23 protein-coding genes and 2 pseudogenes are annotated in these 23,474 nt (G+C 59.5%); 9 read left to right on the top strand and 16 right to left on the bottom strand.

The window, feature by feature from the left end; genetic code table 11:
- Position 1: 1 nt before the first annotated feature.
- The 3 genes from AB3X96_RS37085 (at position 2) to AB3X96_RS37075 (ending at position 2,935) form a co-directional block, all read left to right on the top strand.
- On the top strand, positions 2-199 hold the full coding sequence (locus AB3X96_RS37085; protein WP_368593638.1) for a hypothetical protein: 198 nt from the start codon (positions 2-4) through the stop codon (positions 197-199).
- 57 nt (positions 200-256) lie between these two features.
- Positions 257-1,594 (top strand): MFS transporter, encoded by a 1,338-nt coding sequence (locus AB3X96_RS37080; protein WP_368593637.1) that lies wholly within the window; start codon positions 257-259, stop codon positions 1,592-1,594.
- Between the two features lie 189 nt (positions 1,595-1,783).
- Positions 1,784-2,935, top strand: coding sequence for a porin (locus AB3X96_RS37075; protein ID WP_368593636.1), 1,152 nt, complete (start codon positions 1,784-1,786; stop codon positions 2,933-2,935).
- Between the two features lie 918 nt (positions 2,936-3,853).
- On the opposite strand, the pseudogene AB3X96_RS37070 reads toward AB3X96_RS37075, so the two are convergent.
- Positions 3,854-4,035, bottom strand: a pseudogene (locus AB3X96_RS37070) (helix-turn-helix domain-containing protein); the annotation flags it as partial.
- Between the two features lie 132 nt (positions 4,036-4,167).
- Here AB3X96_RS37070 and AB3X96_RS37065 point away from each other — a divergent pair.
- Complete coding sequence (locus tag AB3X96_RS37065) at positions 4,168-4,431, top strand: helix-turn-helix transcriptional regulator (RefSeq protein WP_368593635.1); 264 nt, start codon at positions 4,168-4,170, stop codon at positions 4,429-4,431.
- 25 nt (positions 4,432-4,456) lie between these two features.
- On the opposite strand, the gene AB3X96_RS37060 is transcribed toward AB3X96_RS37065, so the two are convergent.
- The 3 genes from AB3X96_RS37060 to AB3X96_RS37050 all read right to left on the bottom strand — a co-directional run bounded on the left by AB3X96_RS37060 (position 4,457) and on the right by AB3X96_RS37050 (position 6,872).
- Complete coding sequence (locus tag AB3X96_RS37060) at positions 4,457-5,764, bottom strand: MFS transporter (protein ID WP_368593634.1); 1,308 nt, start codon at positions 5,762-5,764, stop codon at positions 4,457-4,459.
- Between the two features lie 542 nt (positions 5,765-6,306).
- Complete coding sequence (locus AB3X96_RS37055; RefSeq protein ID WP_368593633.1) at positions 6,307-6,678, bottom strand: type II toxin-antitoxin system VapC family toxin; 372 nt, start codon at positions 6,676-6,678, stop codon at positions 6,307-6,309.
- A complete protein-coding gene (locus AB3X96_RS37050) occupies positions 6,675-6,872 on the bottom strand; it encodes a type II toxin-antitoxin system VapB family antitoxin (protein ID WP_086910444.1) in 198 nt (65 codons plus the stop codon). The genes AB3X96_RS37055 and AB3X96_RS37050 overlap by 4 nt, the downstream gene beginning before the upstream one ends.
- Before the next feature lie 319 nt (positions 6,873-7,191).
- Here AB3X96_RS37050 and AB3X96_RS37045 point away from each other — a divergent pair, with 319 nt between their 5' ends.
- Positions 7,192-7,737 carry a hypothetical protein gene (locus tag AB3X96_RS37045; protein WP_368593632.1) on the top strand — a complete coding sequence of 182 codons (546 nt, stop codon included), beginning with the start codon at positions 7,192-7,194 and terminating at the stop codon, positions 7,735-7,737.
- 92 nt (positions 7,738-7,829) lie between these two features.
- Here the strand turns inward: AB3X96_RS37045 and AB3X96_RS37040 are convergent.
- Together AB3X96_RS37040 and AB3X96_RS37035 are read right to left on the bottom strand one after the other, a co-directional pair.
- Positions 7,830-8,012: pseudogene (locus tag AB3X96_RS37040) on the bottom strand (DUF1488 family protein); the annotation flags it as partial.
- Positions 8,013-8,482: 470 nt separating this feature from the next.
- Positions 8,483-9,949, bottom strand: coding sequence for an ATP-binding protein (locus AB3X96_RS37035; protein WP_368593631.1), 1,467 nt, complete (start codon positions 9,947-9,949; stop codon positions 8,483-8,485).
- Positions 9,950-10,650: 701 nt separating this feature from the next.
- Here AB3X96_RS37035 and AB3X96_RS37030 point away from each other — a divergent pair.
- Positions 10,651-10,824 carry a hypothetical protein gene (locus AB3X96_RS37030; protein ID WP_368593629.1) on the top strand — a complete coding sequence of 58 codons (174 nt, stop codon included), beginning with the start codon at positions 10,651-10,653 and terminating at the stop codon, positions 10,822-10,824.
- 72 nt (positions 10,825-10,896) lie between these two features.
- On the opposite strand, the gene AB3X96_RS37025 is transcribed toward AB3X96_RS37030, so the two are convergent.
- Both AB3X96_RS37025 and AB3X96_RS37020 read right to left on the bottom strand, forming a co-directional pair.
- The gene (locus AB3X96_RS37025; RefSeq protein ID WP_368593628.1) at positions 10,897-11,214 is read right to left on the bottom strand and encodes an XRE family transcriptional regulator; all 318 of its coding nucleotides are present in this window, start codon (positions 11,212-11,214) and stop codon (positions 10,897-10,899) included.
- Between the two features lie 19 nt (positions 11,215-11,233).
- Entirely contained in the window at positions 11,234-11,578 is a 345-nt protein-coding gene (locus tag AB3X96_RS37020) for a hypothetical protein (RefSeq protein WP_368593627.1), read from the bottom strand.
- Between AB3X96_RS37020 and AB3X96_RS37015 the strand changes: the two genes are divergently transcribed.
- Positions 11,577-11,870: a hypothetical protein gene (locus AB3X96_RS37015; protein WP_368593626.1), complete on the top strand. Its 294-nt coding sequence runs from the start codon at positions 11,577-11,579 to the stop codon at positions 11,868-11,870. The two genes, AB3X96_RS37020 and AB3X96_RS37015, sit on opposite strands and share 2 nt — an antisense overlap.
- 738 nt (positions 11,871-12,608) lie before the next feature.
- On the opposite strand, the gene AB3X96_RS37010 is transcribed toward AB3X96_RS37015, so the two are convergent.
- The 4 genes from AB3X96_RS37010 to AB3X96_RS36995 all read right to left on the bottom strand — a co-directional run bounded on the left by AB3X96_RS37010 (position 12,609) and on the right by AB3X96_RS36995 (position 13,773).
- Positions 12,609-12,731: a DUF3717 domain-containing protein gene (locus AB3X96_RS37010; protein WP_368593625.1), complete on the bottom strand. Its 123-nt coding sequence runs from the start codon at positions 12,729-12,731 to the stop codon at positions 12,609-12,611.
- Between the two features lie 55 nt (positions 12,732-12,786).
- Entirely contained in the window at positions 12,787-12,981 is a 195-nt protein-coding gene (locus tag AB3X96_RS37005) for a hypothetical protein (RefSeq protein ID WP_368593624.1), read from the bottom strand.
- Positions 12,978-13,298 carry a hypothetical protein gene (locus AB3X96_RS37000; RefSeq protein ID WP_368593623.1) on the bottom strand — a complete coding sequence of 107 codons (321 nt, stop codon included), beginning with the start codon at positions 13,296-13,298 and terminating at the stop codon, positions 12,978-12,980. The genes AB3X96_RS37005 and AB3X96_RS37000 overlap by 4 nt, the downstream gene beginning before the upstream one ends.
- A 61-nt stretch (positions 13,299-13,359) precedes the next feature.
- Positions 13,360-13,773 carry an antirestriction protein gene (locus tag AB3X96_RS36995; protein ID WP_368593622.1) on the bottom strand — a complete coding sequence of 138 codons (414 nt, stop codon included), beginning with the start codon at positions 13,771-13,773 and terminating at the stop codon, positions 13,360-13,362.
- Between the two features lie 299 nt (positions 13,774-14,072).
- Between AB3X96_RS36995 and AB3X96_RS36990 the strand changes: the two genes are divergently transcribed.
- Positions 14,073-15,977 (top strand): ParB/RepB/Spo0J family partition protein, encoded by a 1,905-nt coding sequence (locus tag AB3X96_RS36990; RefSeq protein ID WP_368593621.1) that lies wholly within the window; start codon positions 14,073-14,075, stop codon positions 15,975-15,977.
- A gap of 269 nt (positions 15,978-16,246) precedes the next feature.
- On the opposite strand, the gene AB3X96_RS36985 is transcribed toward AB3X96_RS36990, so the two are convergent.
- Positions 16,247-16,729: a conjugal transfer protein TraD gene (locus AB3X96_RS36985; RefSeq protein WP_368593620.1), complete on the bottom strand. Its 483-nt coding sequence runs from the start codon at positions 16,727-16,729 to the stop codon at positions 16,247-16,249.
- An 86-nt stretch (positions 16,730-16,815) separates the two neighbouring features.
- On the opposite strand from AB3X96_RS36985, the gene traA reads away from it, so the two are divergent.
- Entirely contained in the window at positions 16,816-19,779 is a 2,964-nt protein-coding gene (gene traA / locus AB3X96_RS36980; RefSeq protein WP_368593619.1) for a Ti-type conjugative transfer relaxase TraA, read from the top strand.
- 455 nt (positions 19,780-20,234) lie between these two features.
- Here the strand turns inward: traA and AB3X96_RS36975 are convergent, their stop codons facing one another.
- From AB3X96_RS36975 to AB3X96_RS36965, 3 genes are all read right to left on the bottom strand, one after another.
- Entirely contained in the window at positions 20,235-21,245 is a 1,011-nt protein-coding gene (locus AB3X96_RS36975; RefSeq protein ID WP_368593618.1) for an alpha/beta hydrolase, read from the bottom strand.
- A 51-nt stretch (positions 21,246-21,296) separates the two neighbouring features.
- Positions 21,297-21,866 (bottom strand): TetR/AcrR family transcriptional regulator, encoded by a 570-nt coding sequence (locus AB3X96_RS36970; protein WP_368593645.1) that lies wholly within the window; start codon positions 21,864-21,866, stop codon positions 21,297-21,299.
- 449 nt (positions 21,867-22,315) lie between these two features.
- A complete protein-coding gene (locus AB3X96_RS36965; RefSeq protein WP_368593617.1) occupies positions 22,316-23,044 on the bottom strand; it encodes a hypothetical protein in 729 nt (242 codons plus the stop codon).
- Positions 23,045-23,474: the final 430 nt, after the last annotated feature.

Here is a 23,474-nt window from a genome sequence, read left to right as displayed (position 1 = left end):
CATGAATCGCTTATCCATCGGGAAAGGCGTGTGCGATGACGCGTGCGCGGAAAACGCCGGCGAGCCCAAAGCCGCGCATAAGGAAGACGTCGAGAATATGGTGCGAAAAGGCTTGGGCGTGGCCCTGCTGCCTCATCACCCTGCCATGCACTATGACTGGATGGATCATCACTCGATATTCGAAACGAGCGAATGGTAGTCGTGACACCGCAAACATCAGCGTCGAAGTCCACATTCATTTTCATCGGCGGATTCCATGTCGACCGGCCCCACGATTCCCGCTGATCGCCTTCCGGCGATTGGAGCGCAGAGTATTGACGCGCTGTATGGCAGAGTAACCGCGCGTCTGCTGACACTGTTCTTCTTGTGTTTTCTCGCTGCGTACCTCGATCGCGTCAACATCGGACTAGCAAAGCTGCAGATGCTCGATGCGCTCGGTTTCAGCGACCGCGTATATGGTCTCGGCGCCGGACTCTTCTTCGTCGGATACGTCGCCTTCGAGATACCGAGTAATCTGGTACTCGAGAAAGTAGGCGCCAAGGTCTGGATCGCGCGCGTGATGATCACATGGGGTGTGTTATCCGGTGCGACGCTGCTCGTCAAGACTCCGCTGCAATTCTATATTGCGCGATTCCTGCTCGGCGCTGCCGAAGCCGGGTTCGTGCCGGGCGTGCTGCTTTATCTGTCGCAATGGTTTCCCTATGAACGGCGCGCGCGGATCGTCGCGTTGTTCATGATCGGCATTCCCATCGCGAGCCTTGTCGGCAACCCGGTATCCGGCTGGCTGATGAACGTGATGGACGGTGTGCGTGGCTTCGGCGGATGGCAGTGGCTGCTTCTGATCGAAGCGCTGCCGGCGCTCATGCTAGGCGTCTTCGTGTTGCGGTGGCTGCCCAATAGCATCGAAAAGACAACATGGCTCTCGATCGAGGAGAAGCGAATCCTGCTCGATAACCTCGACAGTCATCCGCATATCGAGAAGATCTCGTCGCTCAAACATGTGTTCATCGACAGGAGACTGTGGATTTTGGGTCTCATCGACGCCTGCATCATGATCGGCGTATATGCGACGAGTTTCTGGCTGCCGTCGATCCTGCGCGACACGGGCCTGCGCGATCCGTTCGTGATCGGACTCTGGATGGTGCCGCCGAACGCGGCCGCCGTGTTGAGCATGCTGTGGTGCGGCCGCAGTTCTGACCGCGCGCGCGAACGCCGCTGGCACATGGCAGTGCCCTGTCTGGTTGCGGGCTGCGGTCTGTTCGCGATCGCGCTCACGCCTCACACCACGCTCACCACCGTCGTGCTTTTCTCGCTCATTAACGCGGGCGCGGCGGCGACGATTCCGGTCATCTGGACGCTTCCACCCACCTTTCTTAAAGGAACCGGCGCTGCCGCAGGTATCGCGATGATCACATCGCTTGCCAATCTGGGCGGCTTTATCGGCACGTATCTGTTGGGCTGGTTGAACGATGAATTTCATTCCCAGCGAGTCGGAATGGTTGGGTTCGGCATGTGCATGCTGCTGGGGTGCGCACTGGCACTTGCCTACCCAAAAACGGACGACGGCCGGAGGCAGGCACGACGTGCCGGGTAATGGCCAATCTGATAGGTCGCGCCGAACGCTGGCCGCTGACCACTAACGCAGTGAGCAATACATCGCCTGGAAGGTTGGAAGCGCGGCAAGCGAAGGAAGGTCCAATCGACGGGATTTTCCTGAAGGATTGAATGCACTGCCATCAGGCCGATGCGAAACAGCAGTAAAAAAACTACCTTGGAGATCTGAATGCATAGATGCAGGCTGGCGCTGGCTTCGAGCCTCGCTTTGTTATCCTTTCCCGTCTTTGCTCAAAGCTCGGTCACACTGTATGGTGTTATCGACGAAGGCCTCGACTTCACGAACAACGCCCAGGGAAGCCAGGTGTACAGAATGCAAAGTGGCGATGTGCAGGGAAGCCGCTGGGGCCTGAAAGGAACGGAAGATCTGGGGGGCGGACTCAAAGCAGTGTTCCAGATTGAAAGCGGCTTCGATGTCAATAACGGCAAGCTAGGCCAGGGAGGCCTCGCTTTCGGACGGCAGGCCTACGTTGGGCTCTCGAATGGTCAATACGGTACGGTTACATTAGGGCGGCAGTACGACTCGGTCGTCGACTACCTGGCGCAAACCACCGTCAACGGAAATTGGGGCGGATACCTTTTCTCCCATCCGTACGATAACGACAATACCGACAATACCTTCCGCGTCAACAACACCGTCAAGTACACCAGCCCATCGTTCGCTGGCTTCCAGTTTGGTGGAACGTACAGCTTCAGCAACGACACGAACTTCGCCAACAATCGACAGTACAGTGCAGGCGCGCAATACACCGTTGGAGGGTTGCTGCTCGCGGCGGCGTACCTGCAGGCCAACAATCCGTCCGCAACGTCATATGGTGCCATCAACAACGGCGGCGATGAAAACTTCGTCGCCAAACGTCTGCAAATTTTCGGGGCGGGCGTGAATTATGTGTTTGGCTCGACAACCGTCGGTTTCGCCTACACCAACACCTATCTTACGCAGCCACTCAGTTCCGCTTATGTTGGCCCGATCACGCCTGCTGGCGGTGCGACGTTGTCATCACTTCGCTTCAACAACTTTGAGGTCAACGCAAAGTACCAGTTCACACCGGCCTTCTATGTGGGCGGAATGTACACCTACACGCACGTGAGCTTCGATGCGACGAGCGGAAAATCGCACCCGGTTTTCCATCAGGCGGGACTCATGGCGGACTACAACCTGTCAAAGCGGACGGACGTCTACGTTCAAGGGGCCTATCAGCACGCAGGAGGTGACAAGACCGGCTCAGTACTGGACTTCGCCTATGTGCCCGGCGCCGCCGACGTATCCTCGACATCCAATCAAATTGTGGCCAGGGTCGGAATCCGGCACAAGTTCTAAGGCGGTGTTCGTCTGAGACGTGTGAGTGCGTCTCGGACGAAGAGCCTTTGACGAAGCTCGGTAACGTGAGCCTGGATCGACAGTGGGACCGTCGTTGGTTCAATACAGCAAAATGGTTATTACGACAGGATCTGGAATCAATCGAGCTACGACACCGTCGACTGATAGTTGGACTCGAAGCGAGTAAGTTCAATTGGTGGGGGAAACGACATGGAACGCAGCGAGGGTATGAAAGATAGCGAGGCATTTTGCCGGGAGGCAGGGAGGCAGGTTAACACCTGCGCTTCGGGATCATTGCAATTGTTGAGCCCGGTCATGTCGGCATCACCCCTCGCATTTGCTATAAGTGCTCATTTTGAGCCTCGATCCACGCCAGCCGGAAAACCGGAAGGGCCGCAATCGATGGGTTTGCCAGGACGGAGGGCATTGCAAAGGTCGCTGACTCATCGTGCGCATCGTCTCTGTCTCGAGTTGACGGTAATCCTCAGGCATACCGCGAGCAGCTACTTAAGTCGGTATAGTTGTTGAATTAAGCCATGCACGTCGTTAACGACAGCTATCGCCGCAGAAAGAAGCATGTTTTAGGGGGCCAGCTATAGCCGTTGCGACCCATCCGGCAAGTTCGATTTAGGCGGTGCGCACATTCAAGATACTCCGCGGCCAGCCCGATATCGAAGGGCGCGCAGTTTGCCTGCGGATTAGAGTGGTTCTGCGTCTTGGATGCGGTAGAGTAGATACCTCTACGCGGCGTCCTGGCACGTCATCAGGTCACACGCTCGACGGAACTGGCCGAACTCGGAAGTCCGTCCAAAGGACGCCGGATTATCCCATTCATTGGCTTCCCAGAATGACCCGAGCAGTCCTCGTCAAGCGCTCGAGAGGAGTGCGAATTGACGAACGGAACGCCTTGCGCTTGCGTGAGGCGCTGCCTGCAACGCCGGATTCACAATACCGCGTCACCAGTCGTTCGACTGACGCACAGCGAGGTCCAGACGTTCCGCGACGCGGCCGGGCTTGAGTCCCATCTCGACGATCGCCTGAATGACATTGAGTCGGTCCAGTTCTCGCATCGTCATCGTGATCGTCCCATTCGCGTTCATCGCCGGCTCCCTAAACGGGTGTCCGAGGGTCGACCGAGATTCGCGAATACCTGAAGCTTCGGGTATTCACGAATCGCGGCCAACCCTCATATTCAGGCGCACCTGACCGAAGACGAACTCTCCCCTGAAAATGTGATAAATGCGCTTCAACTTCCTCGCCCGACCATCTATCGCCTGTTTCAGCATGAAGGCGGCATTGGCGCTTATATCCGCCACCTGAGGCTACGCCATGCGGCCGATGAACTGATCCGGTATCCGCACTTGGCGGTGATGGAGATTGCCTACGGGCTCGGCTTCAAAAGCGCGTCCGATTTCACGCGCGCCTTCCGGCGAGCCTACGACATGGCGCCGCAGGATTTTCGGGCTCTGCACCACAAGATGGTTCAGACGCTGTGATAGGCGTCAACGCTTGCGTGACGGTTCAGGTTTCGAAGCGCCTTTCCTTGAAAAGCATCAGCGCACAGAAGCTCACCACGCACGCCGGCGCCACATACCAGGCTGGAGACATGGGATCGCCGGTCCACCTGATCAATGCCGTCACGATGAATTGAGCAGTACCGCCGAACAAGGCGACGTGCAGCGCATGCGAAACGGCCATGCCGCTGGCGCGCACCCGGGCAGGAAGCGCTTCGAGCACAAGCAGGGCGACCGCGCCGGCGCCGAACGCCACCACTGTGCTAATGAGCCCGACGCCGCACAGGACAGGCAGCGCGCTGGTCGCACGGGTAATCATCAGAAAGACCGGATAGACCAGAAGCGCCGTGCATCCGGAGGCGAGGAGAGCCAGTGGCTTGCGGCGAGGCAGACTGTCTATGAGACGGCCAGCCAGCGGCGGAATGACGACCAGCAGCAGCGCAGACAACGCGGAAGCCAGAAATCCGATGACGGGGGGCATGTGCATCACGCGAGTCGCATAGCTCGGCATGAAATAGACGATCGCGTAAACCGGTATGGTTTGCCCGATCATCATCAGCATCGCCAGCAGGATCGTCGTCCCATGTTCGCGACACAGTTCGGCGAGCGGTGTCCCGGCGTTTCTGGTGGTGTTGGTGGGAATCGGATCATCGCGCAGCCGGTAGCGAACGTAGAGGCCGACGGGCGCGATCAGCAGACCGATCAGGAATGGGATCCGCCAGCCCCACGAAGCAAGGGCGGCCGGCGACACCGTGCTGGTGAGAAGCACGCCCAGGGTTGCGCCTAGCAACGCGGCCGCGCCCTGGCTAGCGAGCTGCCAGCTGACCCGATAGCCGCCACGCGACACGGGCCCTGCCTCCAGCACGAAGGTCGCGGCAACGCCGATGTCGCCGCCGACGGCAAAGCCCTGCAACGATCGAGCGGCGATGACAACGAACGGCGCAATAACGCCCACGCTGGCAAATGACGGGCACAGGGCGAGAGCGGCGGCTCCCAGAGCCATCATCCAGCTGGTCCTCGTCATCGCGGCGCGGCGTCCCACGCGGTCCGCGTAAGCACCGATGATCATCGCGCCAACAGGTCGCATGAAAAAGCCGACGCCGAATGTACCGACGGCCCACAGCAATGAAGTCATCGGATCGTTCGCTGGGAAGAACCGGTCTCCAATCATCACCGCGAAGAATCCGAAAACGGTGAAATCGAACATTTCGAGGCCAGTGACAAGCGATGCTGCGACCACGGTTTTGAGAAGCTCGCGGGGATTTTCCTGATTGCCGGCAGGCTGGTCGCACGTCGCGAAGGGAGGCGTGAACATTTTTTTGTAAGGTCGTCAGTAAGGGCGCATGAGTTTCACGTTGAAAACGCATTCTCGCTACGCGGCGCGTTGCACGATACCACGTGCGCCCCTTCTCTGACCGGCTGCGCACATGGCTCTCGCCCCGGCAGTCTGGTCCGGTAACATGCCTTGCCAGATGAGGATATTCGATAATGTTTGCATCTTGACAAAGCGAATGTCCAACGAGGGGGCAAAGCCCTAATCCGCACTACACGGAAGTCGACGGACATAAACTGGTAACTGGGGGAAAGGCGCGGCAGCTTTCCCAGACGTTCATTCGAAACGTCATCGGCGATTGACTGGTGCTGGCCTTGGAACGGACCGTGGTAAATCTCGTCGGATCGGCTGCTTCACGCCCTGAGGCGGTCCGTCAAGGTTTTTCCGAGGCCAGATGCAGCCCACATCTCTGGCCTAGTAGCCTCGGGTGCCGCTCATTCATCGCAACTCCTTATTCGGATGAAAGTTGACTGAGGCCTTGTCTCGCTCGCTGACGATTTGCTTTTTTCAATTCTTCTAAATTCTTAGTGCTCCAGAACCGCGCTCAGGGCAAGCTCGTCGGCGATTTTTTTCAACCTCTTGTCCCGCGTCCAGATCGTCACACCAGGCTGTAGCCTCGCAGATGCGAGCAAGGATGCATCCACGTAGCCAATTCCCCGACTGAACAATTGCTGTTGCTCGATCAGATAGAAGACTTCGTCAGGCATGGCGACGGGCACGCGAGGCAGGTCATTCAAAGCACGAAGCACAGTGGAACGGTCGCGCAAACTGCCTAGCGATATTTCGCCGATCACATATGGATGGATCCGGACTCGGTCATGGAGCAGAAGGTCGACCATTATCGGCTCTGAACGATCGATGTGATCAATCCACACAGACGTGTCCACGAGGATCATTCAACCTCCTGCCGCCGGCGCGGCGCGGCAGTGATGCCCGGCTGACTGCCACCCAGGGCGGCGAGCCTGCGCGCAGCTTCACGTTCGATCAGCGCCTTCAATGCTTCCCGCACAAGAGCGGACTTCTCGTTCAATCCCGTGTAGTCTTGTGCCCGGGAGACCAAATCATCGTCCAAAGCAATTGTGGTTCGCATCATAACCTCCATGATAATGCACGATTATAGCATCGTTTGACGTCTAAATGTGTGCCTAACAAAGGAGGGAGTTGGACTAGATTTGACATAAAAGAAATGATCAACATTTGAACGGTCGTGCTTTTATTTCGCCCCATGGGACATCGATCCCGACGAAAGAATTGATCTCCGCCTCGATAACTGACAGCGTCCGTTACCGCCCGGATGAATGCATTCCGTGCAACGCACGCTGATGCATATTTACGTTACGCGTAACGAAATATAAAATTATCGTTACGAATAACGTAAAGTAGATGTGATCAACCACCTAGGAGGGATCATGTCGCCCCCGGCCAACGACAAGGTAACCGGCACCACGGAAAAACGTGGCCGTGGCCGGCCACGGAAGCCCGATGCACTGTCGAACGCCGAGCGCCAGGCGGCGTGGCGGGCCCGGCATGGTGTTCGCACAAAATCCGTTACTGTAACGAAAAATATCCCGCCGCCAACCGAGGCCTATGACGCCCTGGTGCGGGAGTGCGGCCAGCTGCATGGTGAACTGGCGCAGGCGCGGCGCGAGCTTGAGGCGATGTCACGGGCGACGCCGTCTGCCCGGGCGGCTTCGGACGCAGCGGCGGTCCTCGGACGTCGTCCGGGTCCGGAAGACCCCGGTTCTGGCGAGCGGCGTCTCTCCTTGACGATGAATGGCTCCCGAGTTTTCGCACTGGAACGGCTGGTCGCGCACGTTGGCCTATCCAGGCGCGCGGTGATCGAGCGCCTGATCGACTGGGCCGACGACGCGCTGTCGAGGTCATTTTACGAGGACGAGGCCGCATTTAACCGTTACATCGACCGTGGCATAACGAAAAATAGACCGGCCAGATAACCTCGAGGTGTTAAGGACGGGACATGAACGATCGCGCTTTTATTTGACCGAGGCGTCCCCGGGATTGCAATCATGCGCCCGTCAATCGCGGTTTACCGCCTTGCGAAGTCATTGACGGCTAGCCGTAGCGGCTCGTCCGGGCGCGCCGACAATTTTCTCAGCGCAACGGCGACGATCCGGTTACGCCCGTCTTCGAAAGTCTTGAGCGTACGGGCTGCATCGGCGCCGCGCGGCAACCAGAAATCCTGTTCAAGCGCGTGACGCGCGACGTTGCATTCGACTTGCCTGCGCTTTTAATGAGGTCAGCATACGCACACCAACCGTCCGTACGTGCGGCACCATCTTTGTCAGCGGGTTTTTTGGTTTGCTGTCTGTCTGCGCGATCGATATCGACCGTTAGTTGCGTATTTTCCACAGACGCCAGCCTTGATGGTGAGCATTTTCGGGAGCACGTTCGGACCCTTGTGATTTACTTCTCGCAAAAGAATGGGGGGCCGAGCAGTCATGCTGGACTTCTTGCGACTGGGACAAGTCGGCGTGAGAGCCTAGCGCCTTGAGCGCCACACGAGCCGATACAATTTTTGGCGAGCCGTCGTTGGGGACGGCCACCTGCCCGGCCGCGCTATCAAATGAGCATCAAATAGAAATTTCTACGCTAATCACTTGATTTTAAACACAAAAGCACCTGCTCCTATCCGACTTTTCGGCATCGTTGCGATGTCGGATCAAATAAGATCAGCTCGGTCTAGGCCCAATGAGGCACATACTTCATGTATTTTCGACCCGCCAGTTCGTCATAGGGTCGGATTACTCCGGCTTCGACCGCTTCCTTTATGTAGCGGGATGCTGTGGCACTATTTTGCGGCTCGATGCCAAACCGTTCTCGCAGCGACGTGTTAGTCATGTAGTCTCGCGAGACATATCGCAAGCACGCGTGTAGATAACATGCACGGATGCGATCGCGTTTGTCCATCTGGCCCAACTCCTGATGGGCGAACAGACAAGCTCGCGTACTTTCACTTGCCGTTGCGAAATCTGGAGCCGGAAGCTGATACAACTCTGTCTGATAGACGACTTTGTCGACGCCGCTCCCTCGCTCCTCGCAGATACCGAAACGCCGCATCAGGGAAGCAAGAGTTTCATTGCGGGATCGAGGAGGCGTATCAAGAAATCGGTCGACGTCCACCAGCGGAATACCTGGATTAGATATCTCCATCCGGTCAGCGAAAATCTCGATCATTGGTCCAGAGCCGCCGACAGTGAAGTCCTGGTGGATAAGGGCATTAGCTACCAGTTCGCGCACAGCCAACTCAGGATACATGGGTACGGTGCGACGCAGCGCTTTTCCGATGACCTCGTTCGACGGAACAAGATTATTTACAAATCCGATCAGTCCTTCGAACCCGGAGGCATACCCTTTATTGCCTACCTGCTCCTTCAGCGTTTCGATCCGGCTATTGCTCGCATACGCGATGACCCGGACTGCCTTCCGACGCAGATGTGGGAAATCATCAAGCCGCTTTGCAAAGAGAATCGCGCCAAGATTCGTGACGTCCCATCGACCGGAGATATTCCTGGTAACTAGCCCTTCACTTCTGAGACGCTCGAGTATCTGTGATCTGCTCTCTGGCAACGGCACTTCGGCCAGATCAAAATATGCTGGGTAGTCGAGTAGGGTAACAAGATCCTCCTCGCTCACATCCGGCGCTGCGATCATCGCTTCGAAAGGGGTTTCGTCAAAGATGCGCCAGAGCGTTCGCTCTTTTTCAGGGTGATCCTTGAGCTTCTTGCGATACGAACCGATCCGGATAAATTCCGTATTTTGAAATTGTACTGGGTGTCGGTACGCCCGCCCAATCTCCAATAATACGAGGCGTTTGTCGTCAATGACGATGTTAAAAAACTGAAACGGTACCTTCGGCGTCAACAACCGCAACAACCAGTTTTCCAGCTCCTCATTTCCGACTTTCGCTGACGTCGGATCAAACGTCGTGCCGACGATGGCATGTGTCCTGTCGTCTATTCCCCAAAGCAGATACCCAAATGCCTTATTTAACAACGCAGCAGAGTTCGACAGTGCCGATATATATTCGCCGATGTCTTCGGGCCGCTCGTTGTTCGCCTTGAACTCTACCCATCCTGTCTCGGACGGTAATCCAGCGAGTTCTCTAACAAGGCTGATGAGGCGTTCGGGGTGTCTGATCTGAATCATGTATGGTGCCAAGAATTGACCTGTATATTACCGCAGAGAGGAGCGTCCTGAAGATTCGACTCACCCTCGAAACACGATCCGCTAGCGCCTCCCTGTGCCTTTCCAATGGGAGGAGACGGGATACAGTTCATGGACTCTGCTGAGCGAACTCAGATCAAATTCGGCGCCGTTGAGGCATACGCGAAACGCCGCTTACGTTTGCAACAAGGATAGTGCGCGCTGGACCATGAAGTAGTCGCGGTCAGCAAAGCTGCCTGTGCGCGGGGTATCGATCCCCGCGTCGATGACGATGTTGCCTGAAGCATCGAACAGGAGCATCAAGCCCAGATTATTTCGGCTGTACGCTGTCGAACAGGAGCTGATTTCGCAGACGGGGTGCCACGGCCATCACTTGCGGATTGCCGAGTCCGTCAAAACTCTCTGCAGTGAAAGCGCGTACAGCTCGATATCGCGCTCTACAATGAGCGTGACGTTTCGCGAGTTTTCGCGTGGCCGGTCCGGCGCGCCCTGTCGGCTTTCGTACAGGAAGATTGCGCATAGCGGCCCCATGACGAGAGCGATGACAAAGCCGCTCAAAAAACAGTGCGCGGTCCCATGATCCATCTGGGCAGGTTTTTCCTGTTGGGCAGTGACAGCATGTTTACCTTGTTTTTATAGAGTTGGAGCGCTGCGACAGGAGGCTAAACAGAGTCGACCGGTAAATGCCGAACAACGAGGCGATAGATCTGGTCAACCTGCGCCCGCGAAAGCATCGGTTTGCGGCCGAACTTCGTGCCGCAAACCTTGGCCACAGCCCCGCCGCTGCTCTGAAAACCTCTCAGGTTCTGGCTGGCCTCGAAATCAGCCAGGACATTCAGCCCATCTCCTTATCGTGAAATGCATTCAGCCTGCGCGCCTCGGTGCGCAGGCACTTCTTTTTATCGCGCAACATCAAACGTAACGTCTGGTCATTCGTCGTCGGGCACTGACTCAGCCACACCACTCAAGCCCAATTCAAGGGTTTTGCCGCGCCAGATTGTGCCCAGGCCCGCCATATCACAGAGAATTGCCCACGCTATATAGGGAACGGGCGTTTCTCCGCTTATCCAGCGTCTGACCTGGCGGCCGCCATGCTCACTCAGCCCGAGCACTCGGGCAAGAGCCCGACCCGACAGGCCGATGCGGCGGACCACCTCCTGAACTTCAGCGCCTCGAGGCCGCTCCCATCCCTCATCCGCCGGAAGCAGACACTCGGCCCGAATGGGTGTATGAATATCAACCGTCATTTTTCTACCACCTTTTCTCTTAGTCGGACTTCCTGGTTCGGACGGAACTTCGCGCCCGGTCGATCGCGTCCGCAGCGACCTTTTCCTCCAGCCGTAATATGTGCGCGTGGAACTCATACTCTGGCCACCGCGCTTCGCACTCCTTGAGCGTCTTGACTGCCTGATCGCGAGTCATCGGGTGCGATACCCGGGCAGGTTCGTACACGTCGCCGCCGGCACTCGTCACCCGTATACGCACGGCAAGCTGGATGATCCAGTCGTCCGTCCAGATTTCGGGGGCTGCCGAAGATTCACCGGTCTCTATGCCAACCTCCGGCAGATTGCGCCCATCAAAGTGTCGCTCCCCGGTCGGCATGTCGAGCATGCGTAACGATCGCGTCGCCGAATCGTTCCTGCAGGTCAACTGCATCTCGCCATGCCTCCCCCGGATCGTCGTATTCCGCCAGCGTATCGCCCAACTGCGCGTGTCTGAATCCGACCGCGCCCCACTGGTCAAAACTGAGCACCACATCAACGTGGCAGTTCGCGTCGTCATCCCAGACCTGAACTCGAAACATGGTGCCCTCCTGATCCTGAACGATTCATTGCTGCGCCGGACCTCGATCCAGCCCTACGGCCTCGCCGCGGATGGAAACACGCAGCCTGCGGCTGCTTGACGACCCCGGCCACAGGTGCACAACGCCTCACCGGATCGTCCCTCCCCTGCACTCCGGTCCGGCGCTCTCCCCACGCTGCCGGCGCGGGTCCCCGTGCGCCTCGATCCGGGCGCGCAGGCGCGCGCGATACGCTTCCGGTCATTACGAGTCCTGGTTTAGCAGGAAGGAGGCGCCCGGCACAGATGTCTGCGATCGGGCTGACGAACCGGAGCCTGTCAGCCTCGGACCCGCCTACCAACCAACGTAGTTCAGCAGAAGCTCCGCTATCAAGCTTGCGACGAACAATGTCAAGCCCTGACAGGTCGGTAAAGCCCCTGATGCCTGCTTTCTCCCACAGAAGAACGCTATCGTCCGAGTTGTAGCGCAAATACAGCGCGCCAAGGAAGGTGCGCTCGCCGCTGCTGAGAACACCGAAGGCACCGAGAATGACCGCCCCATTGGGCGCGAGAGCCGACTTGTCTTTTGCGTTCTCAACGGCCTCTCTGGTGCCATCGCCGAAATAGACTGGACCGGCCAGCATGACAGCCTGGATCCATGCCTCAAAAAAGCCGCGCAGGCGCGGTAGTAAAGTGGGCGTCGCTTTTCTCCTGCTCGCGGCGGAACTGTTCGAGCACATAGGGGGAAATTTTCGATTTGTCGGTCATAGCGGCAATTCCTGTTGATAAAGGGCGGTGGTCACAGCTTCCGCCTGCTCGGTGGTCAGGGTAGACACGTCGACGGCCGTTGCATGTGTATAGATCATCTCGCCATCTCGGCAAGGTGACGCGCTTTCGGGCACAGCGCCGCGCCTTCTCCTGACGCCTGGCGGTTGCGCCATACGTTGATCGCCTGTTCAATCCCGGCAATTGTAAAGGTTGGCATGTCAGTCTCCGAAGCCCGCGCGCAAGTGTGTCCATACACACGTGGGCGGTTCAGCTTATTGGGCGAACAACACTTCGTAGAGTCCGCCCCGGTCGATCGACATTTCGGCATCCGGCAACTTCGCCACACCGCAGATGAAGTCAAACGGGCCGCTGTATGGCTGCATTTCAAGAATCGTCTGATTGCCGAACCATGTGCACAGCACGTCGCCGCGCTTCAGTTCGCAACCTCGCCTCAGTTCTGTCGTCATGCGGCACGCTCCCGAGTGTGGCGGACCGCTTCGTGAACCGCTACCAGAGGCGCGCGGGGTGGTACGCGGTCAAACTCCGAAAGCGCGGCGCGCGCGATCGCGCGAAGCTCTTCGCGGTGCATGTCGATCGCATGACCGTCCCGGTCGAGCATGTTGGCGATGCGGTGCAGCGCGTCGGCTGTCTTCGCCGCTGCATCCGCCGACAGCGCCATACGGAACAGTTCAGCACGCACGATGTCACGGTCCCCGTACTGGTAGACGGCCAGCAAAGGCAGAAGTGCGGTCAGCCAGGTTGGCCGAATTTGGGTCAGGTCCATTTCTTCCTCACTGATTTTCAGGTAGGGCGAAAACCCCAGCCCGCAGGCCGGGGCTGGCTGATTAGTCGATAGCGCGGAGAATGTTCGCGGCCTCTGCGTGCTGCGTCGCAAAGGCACGCAGGGAGTGGTAGTGGTCAATGATTCTGTCATCGCCGCACTTTTCCGCCAGGTGGCACAGGGCGAATAGCGTGACGACGATCCCGAACGCGTCCGCGCCCATCATGTCGCTGTAGCCGTTCATATGCCACCGCACGTGCACCCGTCCGCAGTTCGAGGGGGCCATATAAAAGCCGCCATTCGACAACTGGAAGAAGTCCCACGAACCGCCGTTGTAGGCACTCGATAGGCGCGCGGCCCAGTCGTACACCAATGCCTCGCCCTGGAGGTATCGCGCGCCCAGGTAGTGAGGAAGGAACTTCAGACGCAACTCATCAACAACAACGTTTGACGAGATTCTGGTTTCATTATCAATCACGGTTATCTCCGGTTATGGCCATCGCACCACGCGAGGCACAATTTAATTATAGTGACATTTTGTCCTAACGATAGCATATTCTTATTTTCATTTTAAATCGCTTTTGTTGTTCAATTAAAAAATTCAAATGATATCCATCAACATATTCTTTGTTTAGGTCATTATGTCCTTATAATGGTTATGTGCCTCGCGTGGTGCGATGGCCATAACCGGAGATAACCGTGGATCAAATCGTTGAAAACCGTACAACCGAAACCGTTCCCGAAAGCAGTTTCGGCAACGACACCCAGATCGAATAGGTGCCGCTCGCACTGTTGTGCAAGTCACCGCACAACGTGCGCCGCAAAGCCCCTACCGGCATCGAGACACTGGCCGGGAACATCGCTGCGGCAGGCGTCATGCAAAACCTCGTCGCCCACGAGGTGAAGGCGCGCGGCAAGCAGCGCAAGCTGGGCGTATGCGCGGGCCAGCGCCGCCTGCTCGCACTGGAACTGCTGCGCACGACTGGCCGGGTCGATGACAGCTACCTCGTACCGGTCAAGGTTGTGAGCGAAGCCGATGCCGTCGCCGTGTCGCTGATCGAGAACCAGCAGCGCGAGCCGATGCATCCGGCGGACGCCTGTGAAGCATTCCGCCTGCTGGTCAATGAAGGCCGTACGGTGGACTACATTGCGGCTCTTTTCTCGCTGTCTGAAATCCAGGTGCAAAGGCACCTGAAACTTGCGAACGTGTCGCCCCGCCTGATCGACGTCTTTCGCGACGACGGCATGACGCTGGAACAGATCCGCACGCTTGCATTGACGGACGATCACGAACTGCAGGAACGCCTGTGGTTTGATGCCGCCCAGGCGTGGCAACGCAACCCGGCGCAGCTGCGCGCCGCGATCACAAACAACGAAATCGACGTGGCCGACAGCAACCTGGTTGCGTTCGTCACGCTCGACGCGTACGAGGCAGCAGGAGGCAACGTGCGCCGCGACCTGTTCAGCGACGAGCACAACGCCGGGTATGTGACCGATGCCGAACTGCTGCATCGTCTGGTCGCGGAAAAGCTGGTTTCTGTCGCGCAGACCTTGAGCAACGAGGGCTGGAGTTGGGTCGAAACACGTGTGCGCCGGGACTTTTCCGAAATGGCCCGCTTTGGCCGGTTGCCGTCTGTGTCGCGCGAGTACACGAAGAAGGAAAAGACCGAGCTTCGCGCGCTGGCGAAAGCGAGCGAACAGGCTGCAGCGGAACTGAACGCGTACTACGACGCCGAGGACGAATCCGAGGATGACGCCCGCCGCGACGCACTGGAAGTCGCAGCCAACGCAGCTTCCCAGGCGCTGGATGACTTCGCGGAACGTCTCGAAATCTGGAGCGACGACCAGAAGGCGCGGGCAGGCGCGTTCGTGACCCTCGACCATGACGGCAAGGCCGTGATCGAGCGCGGACTGGTCAAACTTGAGGACCGGGCCAGCGTGAATCGCGAAGGTGTGACGGGTGCTGACGAACTGCCAGCGCCAGCAGAAAAGCCGCTGCACGGCAAAGACCTCAACAAGCGATTGACGGCGCACCGCACCGCCGCCGTCCAGATCGAACTTGCACGGAACCCGGTGGCCGCACTGGCGGTATTGATGCACCGCCTGATCCCGGTTGTGTTCGATGACCGCTATGTCTGCGTCTACGACCAGCATGCCGCCGACGTGCGGGCCACGTGCGCACACAACCGCCTGTTGCAGACAGCGGACGACATGGAAGCCAGCGCGGCATGGAAAGAGATTTCGGCCGAGCGCGAAAAGTGGACCGCGCTGCTGCCGGAGCGTTTCAGTGATGTGCTGCCCTGGCTCATGACGCAGAGCGAAGACGTGCTGAGCAACCTGTTTGCCTTCTGCGTGGCCGCGACCGTCAACGGGGTAAGCGAATCGGATGGCACACACCCGGTGAACGTGCTGATGAATCTGCTCAACGTCGATATGACGCAGTACTGGACGCCGACGCGAACGAGCTATCTGAACCACGTTTCGAAATCACGTATCGTTGACGTAGTAGCGCAGGCGCTCTCCCCCGAAGCGGCGGCACCGCTGGAGAAATTGAAGAAAGACGCAGCGGCAGACACGGCAGAACGGTTGCTGGCCGATGCACACTGGTTGCCCGAGGTGCTGGTGAGCCGGGAAACCCCGGTCGTCTGGGACGACGAAGACGAGGAGGAGGAAGAAGCCTAAGCGAGCCCAGTACAGCGCCCCGGATGAAGCTGTTCCGGGGCGCTGATCGATACCCGGCTCATTTTCCAGAATCCCCTTTTATGCCTCCGGCGCGTCGTTCCCCACGACGCGCTTTTTCTATTTCTGCGAGCCCGAAGCCACGCAGACCGCTGTGATATCGCGCGCGCCTGCGCGCCCGGATCGAGGCGCACGGGGACCCGCGCCGGCAGGTGCGGGGAGAGGGCCGACCCGGAGCGCAGCGCAGGGACGATCCGGCTGGGCACAGTGCGTTACGCGGGGACTTTCTCCGCCGCAGCCGCTTCAGCAGCTACCTCCGCGCTGGCCTGCAACTCCACTTTTTTCTCATTTTCGCGCTCAGCGATGAAAGCGTCACCGCGTTTCTTGAGCGTGTGCTGCAAATCGTCGTCCGTCCTGAACTGATCGAGTGCCCATAGCAGCGCGCCGGTCAGCGTGCCGCGATCCACCGGAAAATTAGTCATCGAGACAATGCCACCTAGTTCAATCAGTTCGCGCGTGCGGGCCTTGCGTTGATCCTCGCGCCGTGCGCTCAGCATGCGGGCCGCTTCGGCCTTCATCGCGTCGGCCTTCTGGTTAATCTTTTCAAGCCTGACCAGCTTGTCTAACTGGCGGGACTCCTGCGCGGTCGGATTCGGAATTGCGGCCAGTTCGACCAGCAACGATTGGGTGGCGGTGGGCGACTTCAAACTCTTGATGTACTGGACGTGTTCCGTGAGCCATTCGGCCTTTGCCATCATTTCTCTCCTGGATCAAATTCACGTTGCATCGGGCGACAGCGCAGACCGACCATCGACCCCTTTCTGCCAAGCCATTTCAGATTATGAAAACCGCAAAAGCGAGCCAGCAAGGAGGCGCCACCCGGCAGTATCTGGCGAGCAAAGCGAGTCAAAGCGCGCTTCCGCGTTTCTATGCTAGCATAGAAACAGCTTATGATAAGACGAAAGCCAGACCGCCAATGCCAACGTACCACCTGAGCGTAAAAGCAGGCAGGAAGGCCGCCGCAGGGGAGCACGCAAAGTACATTGCGCGGGAGGATCACTATGCCTACATTTCCCGCGGTGGGAAGTTCGAGGAACGCGGCGACCTTAAGATGACCGAGAGCGGCAACATGCCGGCGTGGGCCGCGCACGATGCCAGCATTTTCTGGCAGGCAGCGGACACGTACGAGCGAGCAAACGGTCGCCCGTACACGGAGATCGAGGTTTCGATTCCGCGCGAACTGGACGATGAACAGCGCGTCGCACTCGTGCGTGAGTTCGTGGAAAACACCCTCGGCGAGCGGCACGCGTACACCTGGGCGATCCACAATCCGGCGGCAAGCGATGGACTGGAACAGCCGCATGCGCACATCATGTTCACCGAACGCGTGAACGACGGCATTTCGCGTGATCCGGCGCAATACTTCAGGCGCTGGAATGCGCAGGAACCCGAAAAAGGCGGTGCCGGAAAGGACCGCTACCTCACCAGCCGACAGTTTGTTCGCGACGTGCGGGAAGAATGGGCCGTCACGGCCAATCACTTCATGGCACGGGCGGGCATCGAGGCCCGCATCGACCATCGCAGTTACCGGACGCTGGGTATCGAGCTGGAGCCGTCCGTTAAAGTGGGCGTCGCGCGCTACGCGGGCGAGCGTGGCGTGATGGCCAGTGTGCTGAAAGAGAATCGCCAGCGCGCTTACCGCAATGGCCAGCGGCTGCTCATCAATCCCGCGATCGGCGTCGCCGCGCTGACGATCAATCAGTCCATCTTCTCGCGACGCGACGTCGAGCAGTTCGTGTTTCGCAATACCGATGGTGCCGAACAGTTCCGGCAGGTTTACGCACGCCTGATGAATTCGAAGGAACTGCTGGCGCTCAAGGATTCCGGCCGCCAGGGCGAGTGGTTCACGTCGGCAGATCTGCGTGCAATCGAGGTCCGGCTGGTCGAGCGTGCGCGTTCCATGAGTCGCGCCGGCGACGCGGCAACGGGCGACGCCGCGATTCGCAAAATGCTACGGGCGACCCGGAAGTTCAATGCGGGACAGGACGCGGCTTTTGTGGCGCTCGCCGGCAGCGGCCAGCTCGTGGTGGTGAATGGTGCGGCGGGTACCGGCAAAAGCTATGTGCTCGCCGCGGCACGCGAAGCCCTCGAGACGGACGGACTGCGCGTGATCGGCGCGGCCCTGCAGGGCAAGACGGCCGACGACATGCAGCGCGACGCCGGCATCGCAAGCCGGACGCTGCACAGTCTGCTTTCTGGCATAGAACACGGCACGGTGACGCTGGATGCGAAAACGGTTCTGGTGATCGACGAAGCCGGGATGGTTGGCTCGCGGCAGATGGAAAAACTGCTTGGCCACGCGCAGGCGGCCGGTGCGCGCGTGCGGCTGGTGGGCGATGCGTGGCAGCTGCATGCGGTCGACGCGGGCGATGCTTTTCGCGCCGTGTCGCGCGAAGCGGCCGCCGCAAACCGGCTCGAAAGCCTGACCGAGATCAAGCGGCAGGACGAGGCCTGGCAGCGCGAAGCAACGTCGGCGCTGGCCCGGCACGATGTGCAAACGGCCGTATCTGCGTATGCGGAACACGGTGGCGTGCAGCTGTATGCCACCGTCGCCGACGCGCGAGAGCAGCTGATCGAGCAATGGCAGGATGATCGCTGGGCAAGCCCCGGCAAAACCCAGCTGATGCTGACGCATACCAACGAAGAGCGCTGCGCGCTGAATGCGCGCGTGCGCGAATTGCGGCGGGCCACTGGCGAGCTGGGCGCCGAACAGACCGTGCGAACCGAGGAGCGGCACATCGCGATCGCCGCCGGCGAGCGGATCATGTTCCTGCAGAACGAATACGTAATGCAGGTCAAGAACGGGACGCTGGGCACGGTCGAGCAGATCGAGGTGCTGCCGGATAGGCACGCGGCAGGCATCGTGCTGCATGTGCGCCTCGATGACGGCCGGCGACTCGCGGTCGACACGGCGCAGTACGGCCATTTCGATCACGGCTACGCGCTCACAGTCCACAAGAGCCAGGGAGTGACGATCGATCGCGCCTACGTGCTGGCCACGAAGAGCATGCACGCGGAACTGGCCTACGTCGCGATGACCCGACACAAGGAAAATCTGATTGTGGCGGCCGGCCGAGACGAGTTTGCGGACGGCGCAGCGCTGATGCGCAGCCTGTCGCGCGCCGACGAAAAATCGTTCAGTGCGCAGCATGAGCTGCAGGCGGAACGTGATCGCCGTCCCGAACTGGGCTACCGGCACACGCTGAACCAGCGACGCGCGGAATTCTCCAATGCGCCGCGGCCGCAACGGGCCGAAAAGACCCTCGATCGTACAGTCGAGCAGTATGCCGATGCCCTCTCCGCTGCGGCGGCCGCAAACCGGGCAGGCAAGCCGGTGCCGGCGAAGGATCGTGCGGCGCTGAAGCGGGCGAGTGTTGGACTGAACCGACTCGATCCGGGAATGCGCCGCGAGATCCGCCACGTAGTCGAGCGGGATGACCGCGCCTGGCGCGCGCTCGTTGAACTCAGCGGCGCCGCGCGAGCGGCAGCGCTTGTCCACGAAGTAGCGCAGGCCCGGGCGCAACGCGCTGGCATCGACGCGGCAGCTGCCGGACACCCGCAACCGCCGACGCCAGCCACCGCATCTCGGCGTTTCGCCGACCTGACGCCAGAAGAACGTCAGGAACGGCGCAACGAGTTCAAGGCTCAACTGCGCGAAGCGGCTGGCCAGGCGGTCGAACGGGATAAGCCGCCGCGTGAGCGCACAGCATCGCGCGGACGCGGTGGGCCGGAAATCGGTGATTGATCCGGTTATCCAGGGGATTAGTCAACGTTAAATAAACCAACTGATTTTCACTCAGCCTTATGCTTAGGCGAACGCCCCCTGTCTCGGAATGGCGCTGTTTTACAGCTCGCACTTAATCAGGCGCGGGCTTTTGTATTGCGTTTTTCAGCGTAAAAATACCCCAAACAGGGTGCTGCCAAGATTCGGGCCTTTTCGTACGCCGAGCGTTCAGGGGTGCGTTTCGAACGTCGCTGACCGACCCTTCAGCGACATCCGTGATCCTGAACTCGTCGCCTCAAAGCGGTCAGTCGGACCCGTGCGGAGCCACCCGAAGGGGGCTCCGCAGGAGGAACACATAGGCAGACGACCGTTTGGTCGATTGAGCGTGAGCATCCAGCCGTCGCACTTTGACGCCGGCGATCAGTCGCTCGGAGGCTTGATCTCGTCGGTAGCCTCACCCGTGTCATAGAACATCCCTACGACAGATGTTTGTGGAGGAAGGCGGCGACGTTCTTTACCGCATAGTCGATCTGCGCCGGTTGATCGTAATAATCGAAATGGGTGCCGTCCCCCCACGCCAATTCCTTCACTGCCCCCAGAAGCGAGTAGAACTTCTTGGCCTGCTCAGGGAAGGCGCATCCGTCGGAGTGAACCATGATCGTCGGAACGTTGATGGCCGGCGCCTTGCTCACCGGATCGAAATCCAACCAGGGCCCGTGCGACATCACGGCGAACTCGTTCTTCCACTCTGGAACGCCGCCGCGCGCCTTGTTGAAGTAGTAGTCGTAGTTTCCCTTCGGGTTGTAATTCAGGGCGCTCGGATCATCCACGCTGTAGGTCGGCACCATCACCTGCTCTCCGCTCTGCTCGAATCTCAGCTTCGCCTCCGCTCCCGCCGCGCGACGCCGGTCAATTTCCGCCGTGCCGACAAGACGTTCGTTTAACTCGGGGTCTGGCAGGAATGCAGCGACGGTCGCAAACGCCTTGACGCGCGCATCGTCAGCGACGAGGTAGGCGCCGTTTCCGCCTGATGTGCACACTCCGACCATCCCGACAGCCTTCGTATAAGGCAAGGCAGTTAGATACGAGACGGCGGCTTTCAGATCGCTCAATTTGGCGGCGGGAGACTCCAATTGCCGAGGCTGCCCTTCGCTTTCGCCATAGTGACTGTAATCGATCACAAGCGCCACGAACCCGTTCTCCGCGAGCTTGCGCCCGTAAGCGCCCGCCATCTGCTCTTTAACCGAACTGAGAGAGCCCGTCACGACGACCGCCGGGTAACGGCCGCTCTCGTTGTTGAAGTTCTCGGGCTCGAACAGGTTTCCCGCCAGCGTCAAGCCATCTCGCTTGAAACTCACTTTACGCATCATCATGCTTCCTTCCAAGTTGTGTGGATTCCGTCCGGCCAGCGACGCGCAGCCCGCGACAAGTCCGGCGCCGCCTAGGGCCACGACCGCGAGAAAATCGCGTCGGGTTGGTTCATTCATCTTCGTTCCTTCTTGAGTTGGGCCGAAGGACGGCGGGGCGCTCGTTAGAAATCAGCCCGTCGCGATGGCGCGCCAGAATGCCGAGAAGCCGTCGGCGCAAGCGGTCTTGGCGAGCTTGGGCTCCGCGGCGATCGAATCGATAGTGGCCTCGGCCATCGCAACCATCAGCGCGCCGACGAATGCCGACGGCTGCTTGCGCAGCGCCCCCTGCGACCTGGCCTTCATCAACAGGCCGCTGACGACCTGGAAGCTTTCCGCGACCGACTCCCGCGTTGCGGGGCTGATTCGGTCGGAGACTTGGAGCTTCGTCATCGCCTGGCGCTGCGCTGGATGCGCCAGCCCCCAGCTCACGTAGGCGGACCAAAACTGCCAAAGACTTTCGCGCAGATCCTTCGAGCCCGGCAGGTCCGAATAAGCCAGTCGCAGCTGGCCTTTGAGGTCCAGATACAGCTGGTTGGCCAGTTCATCCTTGTTCTCAAAGTAGATGAAGATGGTCCCCTCGGCGACGCCGGCTGCCCTCGCGATGCGAGCTGTGGAGGCGGACAGTCCCTCCGCTGCGATCAGCCGGGTGGCCGCCTCGAGGATCGCTTGGCGCTTGTCTGCACTGAGAGGGCGGGCCATGAAGAACAATGAGTGAGTGAACGCTCATTATATGGAACGGAGCACATTCGTCAACCGACCGATTGCCGACAGGGTTGTCAGTCAGTTGCCGGGGAGTCGACAGTCGCCAAGGGCAGCTGATGGCCGAACCCGATCCGACATCGAACAGCCGGCGTGGTCTGGCCGAGCGCTGCCTCATCAGCCATCATGCCATGGGTAGTGAAAAGAGACTGTGATAAAGAACCGACAGTTAGATCTTGAGCTTCCCGACACTTATTCGATTGTCCATTGCAGCCTCTGTGGATAACGCCGCGGACCGAGCTGAAATTTGCCTTGCAGTCGACGCTGAGCATGCACGAATCCGCCGGTCACGGCCTGGATGGCGCGGGGCCGCCACGAATCGCAGTAGTTGGGCGAGCCACTGCCTCGCGATACGCGATGGCTCTGGTGAGTTTGGAACATGGTAGAGACTAGCTGGGTGGAGGCGCGAGCTGCTGACGAGCGAGCCGGAAACAGGCCTCGTGGTCCAGCGAAGGATCAACCTCCTTGAGCTGGCCGGCGCGGATCTGGACCTGGCGCTCGAACTCGAATTCGGCGTCGACGCCCATGCCACCGGACGATCGGGGCCGTGAGCGACAGGCACGGTCTGTTACACCGTTTTTTATGCCGGTCAACCAGAGTTGGCCACGGGCGTGCTCGCGCGCGTCGCGTGTATCGCGCCAGTGTTGCTTCGAGTCGGCGGCCGCCCGCCTCTGCTGACGCAACGCCGCTTTGCTACGCTCGTGCCGCAGCCATTTCGCGAGCCCAAAGGCACCGAAGAGCGCCGGCGGCACGAACCTGATCGCAGCTAGTCCTCTGTAGTCACCGTCCTCGCTGCGCTGGCAGCGAGGACGCACCGACGTCAGCCCTGCCTTCTGAAGGTCGCGCATTGCACGCTCCGCGCGCCGCTGATCAAGTCCAGCCTGCCCGGCGAGAAACGGCAGCGTCAGATTCTGCATGCCGTTGTCCGTCGACGGAACACCCACGCGCATGGTCAACAGATCGAGGTATTTGAGGCTCGCGCGCAGCAACTGCACGCACGCGACGCTGCGTTCAGTGCGTTGCTGGCGTGTCGAACCGTTCGCGCGGTTCAGGCTCGGCAACCACTCGTCGGGCGCATCGAGATAGCGCCCGAGGCGGTGCATCAGTTCGGTCAGCACGCGCGGGTGTCCGCCCACCCCGGTTCGGGGCGGGTTCGGCAACCCAGGCGGGAGTGCCGCGACGCGACGTGCGTGCAACCGACCGGACATACCGGAGCAAGTGCGGGATTAACGTGGCATCACGAACACGAAGGAAGAAACGGCTTTCGCCTGCATGGCCCTGTCTGCCAGGGCCGCGGAGATATTGCGGATGGAGCGGGTACGGGCTGTCTGGCCCGGTTGACAAGTCGTCGATTCATGCGGTCACCCATTTTTTGCGATCGGACGCCCACGGACGACGCTTGACACAGAGCGAAGAGTTGCTAAAATCGATTTCAATTCGCTGAATTCGATGTCTCTGGCACTTCTGTGCTGGCTGTCATCAAGAACTACCCTCGCTGCCAGGCGGGGGTTTTTCTTTTGCAGGTTCGGTTTTGTCGTGTGCTACGCA

It is taken from the genome of Paraburkholderia sp. BR13439 (assembly GCF_040948805.1).
In the GTDB taxonomy this organism is placed as follows: Bacteria; Pseudomonadota; Gammaproteobacteria; order Burkholderiales; family Burkholderiaceae; genus Paraburkholderia; species Paraburkholderia youngii.
Note: the sequence above shows the minus strand (reverse complement) of the source record. Positions and strands in the feature narration are given on the sequence as shown.

What these genes read in the sequence shown, in the direction of transcription:
- AB3X96_RS37085 (WP_368593638.1), top strand. Translation starts at nt 2, where the DNA reads ATGAATCGCTTATCCATCGGGAAAGGCGTGTGCGATGACGCGTGCGCG.
- AB3X96_RS37080 (WP_368593637.1), top strand. Translation starts at nt 257, where the DNA reads ATGTCGACCGGCCCCACGATTCCCGCTGATCGCCTTCCGGCGATTGGA.
- AB3X96_RS37075 (WP_368593636.1), top strand. Translation starts at nt 1,784, where the DNA reads ATGCATAGATGCAGGCTGGCGCTGGCTTCGAGCCTCGCTTTGTTATCC.
- AB3X96_RS37060 (WP_368593634.1), bottom strand. Translation starts at nt 5,764, where the DNA reads ATGTTCACGCCTCCCTTCGCGACGTGCGACCAGCCTGCCGGCAATCAG.
- AB3X96_RS37055 (WP_368593633.1), bottom strand. Translation starts at nt 6,678, where the DNA reads ATGATCCTCGTGGACACGTCTGTGTGGATTGATCACATCGATCGTTCA.
- AB3X96_RS37050 (WP_086910444.1), bottom strand. Translation starts at nt 6,872, where the DNA reads ATGCGAACCACAATTGCTTTGGACGATGATTTGGTCTCCCGGGCACAA.
- AB3X96_RS37045 (WP_368593632.1), top strand. Translation starts at nt 7,192, where the DNA reads ATGTCGCCCCCGGCCAACGACAAGGTAACCGGCACCACGGAAAAACGT.
- AB3X96_RS37035 (WP_368593631.1), bottom strand. Translation starts at nt 9,949, where the DNA reads ATGATTCAGATCAGACACCCCGAACGCCTCATCAGCCTTGTTAGAGAA.
- AB3X96_RS37030 (WP_368593629.1), top strand. Translation starts at nt 10,651, where the DNA reads ATGCCGAACAACGAGGCGATAGATCTGGTCAACCTGCGCCCGCGAAAG.
- AB3X96_RS37025 (WP_368593628.1), bottom strand. Translation starts at nt 11,214, where the DNA reads ATGACGGTTGATATTCATACACCCATTCGGGCCGAGTGTCTGCTTCCG.
- AB3X96_RS37015 (WP_368593626.1), top strand. Translation starts at nt 11,577, where the DNA reads ATGCGTAACGATCGCGTCGCCGAATCGTTCCTGCAGGTCAACTGCATC.
- AB3X96_RS37020 (WP_368593627.1), bottom strand. Translation starts at nt 11,578, where the DNA reads ATGCTCGACATGCCGACCGGGGAGCGACACTTTGATGGGCGCAATCTG.
- AB3X96_RS37010 (WP_368593625.1), bottom strand. Translation starts at nt 12,731, where the DNA reads ATGCCAACCTTTACAATTGCCGGGATTGAACAGGCGATCAACGTATGG.
- AB3X96_RS37005 (WP_368593624.1), bottom strand. Translation starts at nt 12,981, where the DNA reads ATGACGACAGAACTGAGGCGAGGTTGCGAACTGAAGCGCGGCGACGTG.
- AB3X96_RS37000 (WP_368593623.1), bottom strand. Translation starts at nt 13,298, where the DNA reads ATGGACCTGACCCAAATTCGGCCAACCTGGCTGACCGCACTTCTGCCT.
- AB3X96_RS36985 (WP_368593620.1), bottom strand. Translation starts at nt 16,729, where the DNA reads ATGGCAAAGGCCGAATGGCTCACGGAACACGTCCAGTACATCAAGAGT.
- traA (WP_368593619.1), top strand. Translation starts at nt 16,816, where the DNA reads ATGAAAACCGCAAAAGCGAGCCAGCAAGGAGGCGCCACCCGGCAGTAT.
- AB3X96_RS36975 (WP_368593618.1), bottom strand. Translation starts at nt 21,245, where the DNA reads ATGAATGAACCAACCCGACGCGATTTTCTCGCGGTCGTGGCCCTAGGC.
- AB3X96_RS36970 (WP_368593645.1), bottom strand. Translation starts at nt 21,866, where the DNA reads ATGGCCCGCCCTCTCAGTGCAGACAAGCGCCAAGCGATCCTCGAGGCG.